Raw genomic sequence first — 14,161 nt, 5'->3', positions numbered from 1 at the left:
GACCAGTTTGACTCAACAGTTACAACGAGTTGTGAATGCTGCTCAAACGGCTGGAACAGCGGCAACGACCGCCAATCAGATTTTGACGGCTAATCAAAAGTTGACGACTGATTTGGCCAGTGTCCAATATAACTTGGCAATTAATATCGCTAACTATCAACTGTTAGTTGCCTATAACGATGCTGACCAAGCGATTAATGATGACCCAACGTTAAGCAATCAGGAAAAAGCCGAGCAGGCCGAAATTGTCAATGTTCGTTGGAATACCGGTCAGCAAAGTTTGGTGGCTACAAAGGCAGTTGACGAAGTCGCCCAAGTTGCCGGCGATACAGTTGCAGCCATTAACCAGGTCCACCATGGTGGTCAGTCGGTTGAAGAACGGCTACCGAATTACACTGCTAAAATTCAAGCTGCAGCAGCACAGGTTGTTGCTCAAATCAACCAGGATAAAAGTCTTTCTCCGACCGGTCAAGCAGTGCTTGTGGAAGCGGTTCAAAATAACCGAGATTGGTACTTGCTTGAACTGCAGGGTGCTAAGAGTGTTGTTGAGGCCGAAGCAATGGTCCAAGATGATTTGAATGCGATGGCTTTTGGCCAGAACGCGACTAGTTCACTTGGTCAGGGTAAGGCCGAATGGTTTGCTTGCGTTTATAACGAGTTGAAAACAACGGACCAGTTGATTAATGGCTATTTAGCTTTGTCTGTTGCTGAAAAATCAGCCTTACTGCAAACAATGCAGTCACTGGTGACGACGACCAACAGTCAAATTAGCCAAGCCCAGACGCTAGATCAAACGGTACAATTGTTGCAAGAATTGATGCTGAATTTGACTAAGTTGAACTTGCAAGCAAGCAAAACGGATGCTGCTAATCGGTTGCAGTCGGTCTTCGAAACAACCAAGGCGGATATTACGTCTGACCGGTCATTATCTCATCAAGAGGTGCAAAATCAGATTCAGACGGCTCAAACCGCTTATGACCAAGCAAGTGCACAAGTGCAACAAGCAGGTGATTTGCAGGCAGTAGCGAATGCCTTGACAGCGGGCCAGGAGGACGTTGAAGCTAGTCATCAAGAACAAGCTGCTTTGAGTGAACAATTACCAAAGCTGAACCAGCAGGTCGATGATAACGTCAAGACAGCAACGACTACGATTAATCAAGATCAAACGTTGACTGCCACTGAAAATCAACAGCAGATTGAGACGCTTAACCAGAAGGCGTCAGATCTGAAAAAGACAATGGCCAATGCAGCTGATTTGCGCGAGGCTGATGAAGACCTGCAACCAGGTTTGGTCAGCCTAAATGGGGTCCACCAACCAGGTTTGGTCATTAGTGGTGCAACAGGACAAGCGGCTCAGTTGAAAAATCAGGTTTCGACTGCCAGTCAGCAAGAACAAGATCAAATTGATCAGGCGGCGACAAATGGTTTCATCACAACCGAGCAAAGGGATGTCTTGACAGCTGCTCTTCAAGCGGCCACAACTCAGGCACAGGCCGCAACCAACCAGGCTGAAAATGCCGATCAAATTCAGACGGCAAGTGCGGCTTGGCGAGCTGCCTTGGTTCAAAGTCAAACAGCTTTGGCTAAGGACATTGCCTTCCGCCAGTTGAAAGTTGCTCAGTCTCAGGCGGATGCAGCTATTGTTGCTGATGGCACTTTGAGTCAGCAAGAGAAGACTGCCCAACAAACGAGTTTGCGAGAAGTCGCAGTCAATTAATGACAGCCAAAACGCTGCCCAGGTGACTGGCACTAGCGAAACGGCTGTGCAAATTATTAATGGCGTTCATCATGGTGGTCAATCCGTGGCTGACCGGTTGTCCGACTTTAACCAGCAGATTGTTGCCGCTGCAACGGCTTTGGCGGCTAAAACAAAGCAGCAGCCAAACCTTTCGGTTGTTGGTCAACAGATTATTGTCCGGGCAATCACCGGCATGCAGGACTGGTTTGTCAATGAACTGAAGTCTGCTCAAACAGTTGTAGCGGCCGAAACGATGGTTCAAGACGATGTGACGGCTTTGACTTTGGGTCAACCAGCGCAGACACCAGTTGCTGAGGCCAAGGCTGACTGGGTATCCCGGTTGTACCAAGGATTGCAGGCTACGGACCAGACTATTCATGGTTATGAGAATTTGACTGACGATGATGTGGCTGATTTGATGAACCGGTTGGGTGAGCTGACCGATGAAACCAGTAACCAGGTCCAAGGAGGCGCATCGGCCACGGTTGTGACTGTAGCCTTGCAAAAATTCTTGGATGCTTTGCCAACCTTGACCTTCGATGCTAGCCAGCAGGATGCTGTTCGTCAACTGGAACAGACGGGAACGGTTACTCAACAAGCAATTAGTGCTGACCGCACATTGTCAGATCAACAAGTACAAAATCAGCAACAAGCAGCCAATACTGCTCTTGACCAAGCCATCCAGGCGGTTAAGGCGGCACAGGACTCCGCTGCAATGGCGCAGGCTTTGGCGGATGGCCGCACCGCTGTTGAAAACGCTCACCAAGAGCAGGGCGATTTGGGTCAGCAGTTACCAAAGCTGAACCAGCAAGTTGATGAGGTTGCTCAGCAGGTTGTATCAGCAATCAATCAAGATCCGACATTATCAGTTGACGAGAAACAACAGCAGATTAAGGCCGTTCAGCAACAGGCGAAAGACTTGAAGAATGAACTGGAAAATGCAGTTGATCCACGCGCAGCCTACCAAGACCTTGACAGGGGTCTTCAAAAACTACCGACGATTCACCAGACCGGCCAAGCAATTGTGGGGCCAGATGGTCAAGTAGCTAAGTTTGAAAAACAAATTCAAGCTGCTAGCCAGCAGATGCAAGAACAAATCGATCAGGCGCTTCAAAGTGGTTTGATTACACAAGATCAGCACCAAGTGTTGACCACAGCAGTTCAGCACGCGGTCGCAAAAGCCAATGATACCGCCAGCCAGGCAACGAGTGCTGACGAAGTTAATGCTGGAAGCGCTGCCTTGGCGACTGATTTGACGACTGTTCAAACCAATTTGGCAAAGGATAGTCAAACTACCAAGTTGTTCGCAGCTCCAGAGGCAGCCAACCAGGCCATCGATCGTGACGCTTCATTGAGCGGTCAGGAGAAGGCCCAACAAAAAGCAGCTGTTCAGATAGCTGTCACGGCTGGATTGCAGGCCATTCAGGATCAGCAAGATAGTACACAAGTGGTGGCCGCTGGTGATCAGGCGATTACCAGTGTTCAGAATGTTCACCAATCTGGCCGAGCTGTGGCTGATCGTTTAGCTGATTTTGACCAACAGGTAATGGCAGCTGCTGCAACATTGGTTGATTCTATTCACCAAGAAAAGCAAATGTCAGTCGCAGGACAACAGGTGCTGATAGCAGCTGTTAATGATATGCGCGATTGGTTCTTGAGTGAACTGACCACAGCCAAGGACGTTGTTTCAGCCGAGACAATGGTTGAAGATGATGTGACGGCTTTGACCTTCGGTCCAGCCAAGCAGACGTCAATTGCACAAATGAAGGCCGATTGGGTCAAAAAGTTGTATCAAACTTTGCATTCGACTGTTCAGACCGTTGACGGTTATCAGCATTTGACTGATGACGAGAAGGCAGGCTTGATGATGCAGTTGACTCAATTGACACAACAGACCAATGCCGATGTTGCTTCGGCTGTGGATGGAAATCAGGTTGTGACTAGCTTGCAGCAGTTTGTGGCTAGCTTACGAACAATTGCTCTTCAAGCGAGTCAAGCGGATGCTCGCCAGCAATTACAGCAATTCTTGAACGCAACGCTGGCGTCAATTCAGTCTGACCGAACTTTGTCGGACTCGGATGTGCAAAATCAGTTAGAGGCTGCACAGACTGTTTATAGTCAAACGCTGGCTGCGATTGCCGCGGCTCAGACTGAGACAGTAGTGGCTGATGCTTTGGCAACTGGTCAGGCAAATATTCAGGCTGCCCATCAGGCAAAGCCTGATTTGAATGGACAACTGCCCGCGCTTAACCAGCGAATTGATACTGCTACAAAACAGGTTGTTGAGGAAATCAATCAGGATCCAACCCTTTCGAGCCAAGATAAGCAACAGCAAATTACTACTGCCAATCAAAAGTCGGACGCTTTGAAGGCGATTGTTGAAAAAGCAGCTGATCCAAGAGCAGCTGATCAAGCGCTTCAGAATGGTTTGCCAGGAATTAACGAGGTTCACCAACCGGGTCAAGCACTGAAAAACCAAGAACAAGTGGCCCTGCAAACAGTGGATGACGATGCGACAGCTGCTAAGCAAAAGTTGCCAGCCGGTCAGCAAGGCACCTTTGAATCGGCTATTGATGCTGTACGTCAGACGGCTGAAAAAGAGCTTGATCAAGCTCAGAACGCAGATGACATTCAGCAAGCCTTAGCGAAGTTTAAGCAGACGGTTGATAGTCTACAGGAGCAGGCAGTAGCAAAGGCTGAGGCCGAACTGGCCGCAGCTAAAAAGCAAGCGTTCGCAGAAATTAGCCATGCTGCCGATAGTGCTAAACAGGCATTGCCAGCTGGTCAAGGTTCGCAATTTGAACCAACTATTGATCAGGCCAAGCAAGAGGCTATGGATCAAGTTGAGTGGTCCAATGACCAACCGGCTATTGATGCTGCTTTGACTAAGTTGAACCAAAACTTGGAAGATATTCAACTGGGGGCGAAGGCTCAAGCTCAGGTTGAACAAGAAGCAGCTAAGAAACAAGCGTTCGCAGAAATTAACCATGCTGCCGATAGTGCTAAACAGGCGTTACCAGCTGGGCAAGACTCATCACAGTTTGCAAAGGACATTGATGAAGTCCGTCGGGCAGCTGAAAAGGACCTTGCTCAAGCGCAGAATGCGGATGATATTCAGCAAGTCTTAGCGAAGCTTAGGCAGACAATTGACGACTTGCAAAAACAGGCTGTGGCGAAGGATAAGGCCGAGGCTGAGCAGACGGCTGCGAAAGCCAAAGTTGAACAGGAAGCCGCTAAGAACCAAGCGGTAACGCAAATTGAACAGGCGGCCGATACTGCCAAACAGGCGTTGCCAACTGGTCAGGGTCCACAATTTGGGCCAGCTATTGACCAAGCCAAGCAAAAGGCAGTGGATGAAGTTGAGCGGGCCAATCATCAAACGGCCATTGATGCTGCTGTGACTGATTTTAACCAAAAGGTAAAAGATGTTCAGCAACAGGCAAAGGCTCAAGACCAGGTCGAACAGCAAGCTAAGAAAGAGGCAGATCAGGCAATCAACAATGCAAAAAAGCAATTGCCAGCAGATGAACAGTCTCAATTGATTAACAAAATTCAACCAGCCGAGCAGCAGTTCATGACTGCCTTGCAACAAGCACGGACGGTGGAGGATGTTCAGACCGCCTATCAGCAGTTCTTGGATTCTCTCGAGCAAATTAGCCAGCAAATCCAACAAGAGAACGTTCAACCAAGGGAGACACAGAGCAATCCTGTTGAGAATTCTGCAAGCCCAGAAACATTAATGGATAATTTGTTCCCTGCAAAAATTGCTCTACCCGATACTTGGGAAGTCGAACACTTAGACCAGCCGTTAACATTTTTGGCTGTAACGATGGCCAGTCTCTCGATTGGTTTGACTGGTGTTGGATTAAAATTGGGTCAACTAAAGGCAAGCGGAGGTAAAAATAAAACGGATAATCATTAGTTCAGTAGTCACGTGCAATCGTGATTTCTAATATAGACGGCCATTCTCGGAGTATTCGGGGATGGCCGTTTTTGATTGCCCTTTGTCCTAAGAGTAACGAGCTATTGAGGGTAGTTCATTACTCTTTTTTGATTTTCGCAAGAGCCAGCGCGATTTTTTGGCTATTGAACAGCCTCTTGAATACTCAAGATGTCGATTTGGCATAATCGGTCTGATTTTGTCCTCGTTAACCAAAAAATTTGTGTCAAAAATTGATTCTTTTTATAATGACGGCAGAAATAGGAAAAAAGACAAGTGAAATCAACGCCCCCCATTGTGGGTAGAGAGGAAGGTTGTCCTATGTACCATCAGAAGAAAAGATTGGGGTTGGCATTACTAGCACTCTTGTTAGCACCTGCTATGCTTGAAAGTGGTCTTCCCGTCGTGGCAGCGGAAAATCAGCCTACAAAGCAAGCCGCGAAAAAAGCAAACAAAGATCCAGCCGGTGTGAAGGGGATTTCTTTGGAATCCAATAGTCCCGAAGAACAAATGAAAGCGGACCATGAGCGGATTCGCCAGCAAGCCGATCAGAATTTTAAGGAGCGAGTGAAGGAACAGCTCAAAGCTAAGGGGTTACCAGTGCCTAAATCAGAAAAAGCATTGGCCGAAAGTCCGGTAACTTTGATGGTTGAGTTCGATCAACCACCAGCAGCCTTGAGGGTGGAGGGCGCAGCTAAGCAAGCTACCACCACTGCCACGAGTTCGACAGTTAGCCAACACTCACGCTCTCGACGAGCAACGGAAGAGAAAAAAGTCGAGGAAGTGCGGGCTGCAAGCCGACAGGTACTCGCTGAACAGCGTCCTGCCCGGCAAGCGGTTGAAAAAATTGCTAAGAAAAAGGCTCAACACGAATTTGGCTATTTAACGAATACGATGTCGATTGTGGCGAAGGTCAAGGATTTGCAGGCTGTTCAGGCCGTTGCCGGCGTGAAACGTGTGACGGCCGCCAATATTTATCAACCCCAAGATTTGGCTGCTGATCAAATTGTGCAGGCTTCAACCGTATGGCATCAGCACCGTCTGAAGGGAGATAAAACGGTCATCGCGATTGTTGATACGGGTATTGATACTCATCATGAAATCATGCGGCTCGGCAAAAATGCCAAGAAGAAAATTAGCCAAAAAGAGGCAAAAGAAGCTATCAGCCACCTTGGTCATGGCCGTTACTCATCGGCTAAGATTCCATATTCTTACAATTATGCCGATGGGACGTCCAATACGGTTTTTGATTTAAATAAAAATTCGATGCATGGCATGCACGTTGCCGGGCTAGCAGCTGGTTATTCGGCCTTGCCAAATTTTGCTGGCTTTAATCAAAAGGCTTATGCCATCGGAACTGCCCCAATGCGCAGCTGTTAAATATGAAAGTTTTCTCGAATAATGGCGGTGGGGCCAGTAGCGACGATGTCATTGCAGCTGTCGAGGATGCCGTTTTACTCAAGGCCGATGTAATTAACCTTTCTCTGGGTTCTACCAGTGGGGACGTTGACCCAGATAGTCCGGAACAGCGGGCCGTGAATTTGGCGGCGCAAAAGGGGACCATCCCGGTTGTTGCAGCGGGAAATTCCGGCCTGTCTAGCTCCAATACTGGTCTCAACGTTGTCAATACACGCAAAACAAACGATACCGGAACGATTGACTCGCCAGGTGTGTCGCCTTCTGTTTTGACCGTCGCTTCATCAGACAACCTGGCCTATGATATCCCGGCCGATGGTCCGGCAAAACTGAGTCATCTTTCGTCCTTTTCGTCCTATGGTCCAACACCTGATTTACAGCTAAAGCCTGATATCACAGCACCTGGTGGTCGATTATTATCAAGCTTGAACGGTAACCGCTACGACTATAAGTCGGGCACTTCGATGGCGACGCCCGTGATGGCCGGGTCTGCTGCTCTGTTTGCCCAGTCATTGGGTGGTCGGGTACCGGCTGAAAAAATCAGTCAGCACATGAAGACGGCTTTGATGAATACCGCACGGCCGTTAGTGGATGAAAAGACATTAGCGATTGTTTCACCTCGTGTTCAGGGAGCGGGGTTGGCACAGGTTGAAGATGCGATTGACAGCCGGACGTCTCTAACGACTTCTCGAGGCGTTGCATCTTTGTCGCTAGGTGCCTTTGGCGAATCGAAACAATCCTTGCAGGTTTTCTTAGAAAATCAGACTGATCAAGAGCAGAATTTCCGTTATCAGGCTGATCATCGTGTTTGGACGGATGGTTCGGTACCGGGAAAGCCAGCGACAGATAAGCGGATTTCGGGCGCTGATTTGTCAATATTAGGGTCAGATACAGTCGATCAAGCGCCAAACGGTGAAAAGACGGTAATTAAGGTACCGGCCCACCAACGAGTGGCGGTGAACTTTGGCTTGACTTTGCCCGAGCGCGCTAAGAATGGCTTTGTTGAAGGCTATCTGCAATTTAAGGCGGTCGATTCTGCTGGTCGTCTGCTAAAAAAGGGTGGTCAGCAACTATCCATGCCATACCTTGGCTACTATGGTGATTGGCAAAATCAGCAAATTTTTGACCGGCCAGCCTGGGATCCCGATTCCTACTTTGGCCAGTCGACCCTTGTTGACTCCAACAAAGTGCCGTTGGGCCTGAACAAAGCAGGGACGATTATTCCAGAAAATATTGCGATTTCACCGAGTCAGGGGGCTGTTAACAAGCAGGCGCAGCCATTGGTTAATCTATGGCGCAATGCCCACCACGTTGTCGGTGAAATTTATCAGCACGATCCGACCGATTCTCGGTGGGCCAACCAACAGCCACTACGAACGGTTAGCATTGATGCAGACATATTGAAGTCCTATTATCAACGGGGCAAGGACCAATTTACGTCCTATGACGCTGGTGGTAAAGGCTGGCGTGGTGATATTTGGAATCCCAAAGCAGGGCACAACGAGTCGGCTTTGGATGGTCAATATTATTACCAGATATCCGCAGAGGCGGTTAGTGGTCGACTGAATGATGGAATTGGTGGTCAAGCTGTTCGCCAACGCTTAATCTTGCCGATTAAAGTCGATGGCCACGGCCCAGTGATTGCTAATCCCCAGTTCCAAATGAAAAATCAGTCAGCGAAAGCGGAAAAAGGAATTATTTTGGCAGCTGATTTGACGGATGAATTGAGCGGGATTGACGCTTTCGGCCGAGTTGGACTCGTCGTTAATGGTGTTTTGACGATTGTTGATCAGCCACTGCAAGAGAATCACCAAGTTCATCAACGCCTATCGTTATCCTTAAGTTCTGACCAAATCCAGGCGTTCCATGCGGACCAAAGTAACCAGGTTCGAATTTTAGCTTTTGATAATGCCGGAAACCTGACGGGTCAATCCTTTACGCTGCCTGGTTCGGGGACTACTGCTTCAGCAAACAACTCCTCGTCGGAATCGAATTCTCCAGCAAAGGGAATAACAGCAGGTCAGCCGGAAGTGGGCGAGGTTGGTCCTAGTCCAGTTGGTAAAGCACTGACTGGGACGGGCAAGAAGGAACCTGCCGCAGAGGGATTACTGGATGGTGTTAAGAAGCCAATCATCACATTCGATCATGACGTGAATTTTGAGTTCAATATGGTGACGGCGCAAACAAGGTATTATGACCAGCAGACACAAAAGCTCACGATTAGCGGGCACTTGCGAAAACCGGTTGGCCAGCTTTTGATTGGTGAAAAGCATGAAAAGCGCCTAGCGGTGGCGGTCGATCCAAAGACGTTGGCTTTTTCAACTGTTGTTGAAGCCAAAGCCAATGCGAAGACGGCAGTTCCAATTCAAATTAATGCTGGTGGGCGGACCTTAGTTGATGGTGGCTTGCAGTTCTACGTTGATACCAGTTTACCGGAGTTAAATCTTTTTAACGAAAGCACGCTGGCGCGACTAGATGATGGGACTTACCAGGTTAAAACCAATCAGGAGACCTACCAACTTAGCGGGCAAGCAGGCGATAACTATGATGGTTATCAACTAACGATTAATGGCGATATGGTTGCCACTAAGCCGTTTAGTCTGATTTTTAACCAAAATACTACGGGTAGGTTGACGAAGTTTTCAGTGCCTCTTCACCTAACTAAAGGCGATAATCGGTCGATTTTAGCTATTCGTGATGCTGTTGGTAATCAGACTAAAAAGAAATTAAATGTCCGCTATTATCAAACAAATTTGCCAGTACCAACCGTTACAAAAGATGGTAGCGGCGTTATTCAGCGCTTTCCACTGTTACTAACAGCAAAAGCGAATCTGCCGGCGGACAACCCGAGCGATAACGAATTGACGGTTATGTATTCTTTGAATCAAGGTCAGCAATGGCAAAAATACCAGGGTGATTTGTCAATTCGAGAAAATAAAACGGTTCGGTTCAAAACGGTCGATGCGTATGGGAATCAGTCGCAGGTGGTGACAGTGGTTGTTAATGAATTTTCACCAGTTCAGAAGGACCAAACAGCGGTTACCAGTCCGCGACCATTAAGGCCAGTTAATAAAGTTTCGTGGCCGACACTCAACCGCCACAGGTCCCAAGACCAACGAAATCATTATTGGAGCCACCATTCACCTTATTTTTCTTCTGGAGGTATGAGCGACCATGGTTGGGATAGCTTTGGACCAAAGATGGGCTGGGGCAATTTTAACCAAAACGGGGGTTGGGAAAACTGGAAAAAGCATCTGTTCTCGCAAACAATCCATGCTTGGCACCAAAATTTTCATCAATTTAACTGGGGCAAGCATACCATGCACAGCCATTGCTAATAATGGTAACAATAAAAGGAGGTGGTGAATAAAAACATATTTAAAAGCTATTTACAAATAATGTTCACTTATAAGTACACTTAACAAAAACGCTTAATTAATCTTGGAAGAAGGTAAATCTGTTTGATTTGCCTTTTTTCGTGTATAATCAAACTAATTTTACTAATTTAGAAAGAGAAGGGTTTTGCCATGGCGGAGAAGAAAACGGGACGGGGAATTTTGTATGCGGTGACCGGTAGTGTTTTCTGGGGAGCGTCCGGCACGGTGGCACAAGCCCTCTTTGCTAATAGTCAAATCTCGCCATTATGGTTAGTCGGTGTTCGTTTGTTGTTGGCTGGCCTTTTATTGCTAGCATGGTATGGCTTGGCAAGTAAGCAATCTCTGTTTTCCATTTGGAAAAATCAGCGGTCGGCGACCTTTCTTTTGCTCTTTGCCTTCTTAGGAATGTTGCCATCGCAATTGTCTTATTTTATGGCCATTCATTATGGCAATGCACCAACGGCGACAGTCTTACAATTTTTGGGGCCAATTTTTATTATTTTGTATCTCACGGTTCGTAGCCATGCCTTGCCACGGCGGTTGGATTTGATTTCGGTCATCGTTGCCTTGGTTGGAACCTTCTTACTAGTAACGAGTGGTAACCTGACGAGACTCTCACTGGCACCGCTAGCCCTATTTTGGGGTTTGGCAGCTGGCTTGAGTCAGGCATCCTACACGCTGTTGCCAAAAGAACTCTTGGCCAACTTTGATGGTCGCCTGGTCGTTGGCTGGGCGATGACGCTCGGTTCGATTCCGTTTTTTCCAATTTTGTTCAGCCATTCATTGAAGTCGATTTCGCTAGTCGGTGGTGGGCAGATTACTTTTATCGTTATTTTTGGAACTATGTTGGCTTATTTGTTTTATATTAATAGCCTTCAGGACCTTCAGCCAGCCACAACCGGGATGTTAAGTTCTTTTGAGCCCCTAACGGCGACATTCTTAGCAGTTGCTTTCTTGGGGACGAGCTTTACGGCTATTCAAGTTCTTGGTGGTTTGTTTGTTCTCTCAACGATTTTCCTCCAGTCAATCCCGACAAAGGCAGCATGACTGTGTTAAAATACCAATAAGAAAAATGCCTTCTATCTTAACTTTAACTGAAAGGGGTGGCCACTATGACAAAGATTCAGTTGCAAAATCACCCTGGGGTGACGTTGGTTTCCGCTCGAGTTGAGATGGCGGAAGAAATTTATACGGTTGTGGACCAAGACCGCGAGCATATTGGCCAGTTTTTACCTTTTGTTGATCAAACGGAGGTTGTCCAAGATACGCTGACCTATCTTGAGTCACAATTAAAAATCAGCGAACCGGGTAAGGAGCTGATTTTTACTATTCAAAAAGCTGGTCAAATCATTGGGATGATTGAGTTGCATCATTATTCAGCAATGGATCGGCGAGCAGAGCTGGGCTATTGGTTGACCAAGGCCTATACGAAGCAGGGAATTATGACGGCGGCAGCCAAAGCGCTTTGCGACTATGCATTTCAGGTGGTGGGCCTGCACCAAATTATTGTTTTGGCCGATGTTGAGAATCCTGGATCAAACGGTGTGATTCGTTCTGCCGGCTTTACTTACCTGACAACGCATCCGGATTACTCATATCGGGCGGGCACATATCACGATATGAATGTTTATTACCGTTTGGCTAATGAATAGCCATTATTCAAAGTAAAAGGAGAAAAGCACTATGACAATTCAACTTGTTGGCTTCTCATTCTGATAACAGAATGGGATTGAAGCCTTTTCAGCCCCATTCAACGTGCACAGCATTCGAATGGAGAAACTGAACAATGAACTTTAAATTAATTCGTAATTTTGCAATTATTTCCCACATTGACCATGGCAAGTCAACGTTATCGGACCGACTCATGGAGGAAACCAAGACGGTTTCTGACCGAGAAATGACGCCCCAGTTGTTGGACAGCATGGGGGTGGAGCAAGCGCACGGCGTGACGGTCAAGTCACGGACGGTGCAAAATACTTATCGGGCCAAGGATGGTCAAGATTACCAGTTGAATCTGATTGACACACCGGGTCACGTTGACTTTAACTATGAAGTCACGAAAAGCCTATCAGCAACCGATGGCGTCATCCTTTTGGTTGATGCAACCCAGGGCGTGCAAGCACAAACGGTTGCGAACTGGCGGTTAGCCCATGAATTGGGACTGCCGATTTTACCGGTCTTAAATAAAATTGATGCTGCGAGTGCTCAAATTGATGAAAGCGAAGAGCAAATCAGACAGTTGGACCCAGCTTTGGCCGAGCGAAAGATTTACCATATTTCAGCCAAGACGGGCTTGGGAATAGCGGACCTTTTGGAGGCGATTGTTCATGAATTGCCGGCGCCGGTCGGTAATGAAAACAGTCCCCTCAAGGCCCTCGTCTTTGATTCCGAATATGATGCCTTTCAAGGGGTGATTGCCCAGGTCCGAGTGATCGATGGCACCCTGAAAAAGGGTGCCGCACTTCAATTGATGGCCAATGGTCAAAAGCTGTTGGCCAAAGAAGTTGGTATTTATCGGCCAAACCGGGTGCCGGTTGACGAATTGACCGCCGGTGAGGTCGGCTATGTCGTTACCGGGATTAAAGATCCCAAGCAGGTGACTGTTGGGGATACGTTGACGAGCCAAAACCAACCAACTAAAACGGCCTTGCCTGGTTACCAGCAGAGTCAGCCGGTTGTTTATGCCGGCATTTATCCAGTTGACGACTACAATGCTTTACAAGAGGCCTTGCAAAAATTAGCTTTGAATGATACCTCCCTTGTATTAACAGATGAGCAATCCGAAGCGATGGGACCAGGATTTCGGGCTGGTTTCTTGGGGATTTTTCACCTACAAATCATTAAAGAACGCCTTGAAACCGAGTTTGGAATCGAGGTTGTCGTTACTGCCCCAAACGTTTCTTACCGGGTACAAGTGGCACAAAAGGGCCAGGACATTCAGACGGTGACAGTGACCAATCCGACCAAGTTTCCTGATTTTGACCAAATTTTGGCCGTTGAGGAACCGGTGGTCAAGGCGACCATCATGACGCCAAGTGATTCGGTTAACCAGCTCATGAAATTAGCGGATGATTATCGTGGCATTTTTATGGACATGGGCAACCAGGGCGATTACGTCCGCTTGGTCTATCAAATGCCTTTGTCCGAAATTGCCTACGATTTCTTCAACCAATTAAAATCGTTGTCACATGGTTATGCTTCGTTTAGTACGGAAGCCATTGGCTATCAGGAAGCTGATTTGGTCAAGGTCGACGTGCAGGTTAACTATGCTCAGGTCGATGCGCTAGCCTTTGTGACCCATCGCTCACGGGTGGCCGAGCAAACGCAACAATTGGTCCACGAATTGAAAATGACGATTCCAAGGCGCCTTTATCCGATGCCGGTTCAGGCGTTGGTGGAGGGCCGGGTGGTTGCCCGTGTTGATGTGCCACCTCTGCGTAAAAATGCTGCGGTCAATGGTCAGGCACGGAGCATCTCGAAGAAGCAGGCGCTGCTTCGTCGTCAAAGTGCGAACAAGCGTCAGGCGGCTCAGTCCGATATTGAATTACCACAAGCCGTTTTTAATGCTTTACTTTCACTAAAATAATTAAAAATCAGCCCCAGCGCAGTCCGCGTTGGGGCTTTTTATACTAAATTATGTTTTTTCTTTAGAATGAAGATGCAAAAATAATCAAGATATTCGTAAAAAAA

7 protein-coding genes are annotated in these 14,161 nt (G+C 47.5%); all 7 read left to right on the top strand.

The annotated features are described in order from the left end of the window. The first annotated feature begins 7 nt into the window (after positions 1–7). The 7 genes from FT12353_RS02535 (at position 8) to lepA (ending at position 14,057) form a co-directional block, all read left to right on the top strand. Positions 8–1,717 (top strand): DUF1542 domain-containing protein, encoded by a 1,710-nt coding sequence (locus tag FT12353_RS02535; RefSeq protein ID WP_203618098.1) that lies wholly within the window; start codon positions 8–10, stop codon positions 1,715–1,717. Positions 1,718–1,763: 46 nt separating this feature from the next. Beyond that, positions 1,764–5,660, top strand: a complete 3,897-nt coding sequence (locus FT12353_RS02530; protein WP_203618095.1) for a DUF1542 domain-containing protein — start codon at positions 1,764–1,766, stop codon at positions 5,658–5,660. Between the two features lie 339 nt (positions 5,661–5,999). Further along, the gene (locus FT12353_RS08575; protein WP_203618087.1) at positions 6,000–7,058 is read left to right on the top strand and encodes a S8 family serine peptidase; all 1,059 of its coding nucleotides are present in this window, start codon (positions 6,000–6,002) and stop codon (positions 7,056–7,058) included. A gap of 2 nt (positions 7,059–7,060) precedes the next feature. Beyond that, entirely contained in the window at positions 7,061–10,432 is a 3,372-nt protein-coding gene (locus tag FT12353_RS02520) for a S8 family serine peptidase (RefSeq protein ID WP_203618085.1), read from the top strand. A 189-nt stretch (positions 10,433–10,621) separates the two neighbouring features. Then, positions 10,622–11,518, top strand: a complete 897-nt coding sequence (locus tag FT12353_RS02515) for an EamA family transporter (protein ID WP_203618083.1) — start codon at positions 10,622–10,624, stop codon at positions 11,516–11,518. A gap of 65 nt (positions 11,519–11,583) precedes the next feature. Further along, entirely contained in the window at positions 11,584–12,123 is a 540-nt protein-coding gene (locus FT12353_RS02510; RefSeq protein ID WP_203618081.1) for a GNAT family N-acetyltransferase, read from the top strand. Between the two features lie 134 nt (positions 12,124–12,257). Next, the gene (gene lepA, locus FT12353_RS02505; protein WP_203618079.1) at positions 12,258–14,057 is read left to right on the top strand and encodes a translation elongation factor 4; all 1,800 of its coding nucleotides are present in this window, start codon (positions 12,258–12,260) and stop codon (positions 14,055–14,057) included. Positions 14,058–14,161: the final 104 nt, after the last annotated feature.

Origin of the sequence: Fructobacillus tropaeoli (genome assembly GCF_016860625.1) — a bacterium.
Classification (GTDB): Bacteria; Bacillota; Bacilli; order Lactobacillales; family Lactobacillaceae; genus Fructobacillus; species Fructobacillus tropaeoli.
The sequence above is the reverse complement of the archived record's forward strand: the minus strand, read 5'-3'. Positions and strand labels throughout refer to the sequence as shown.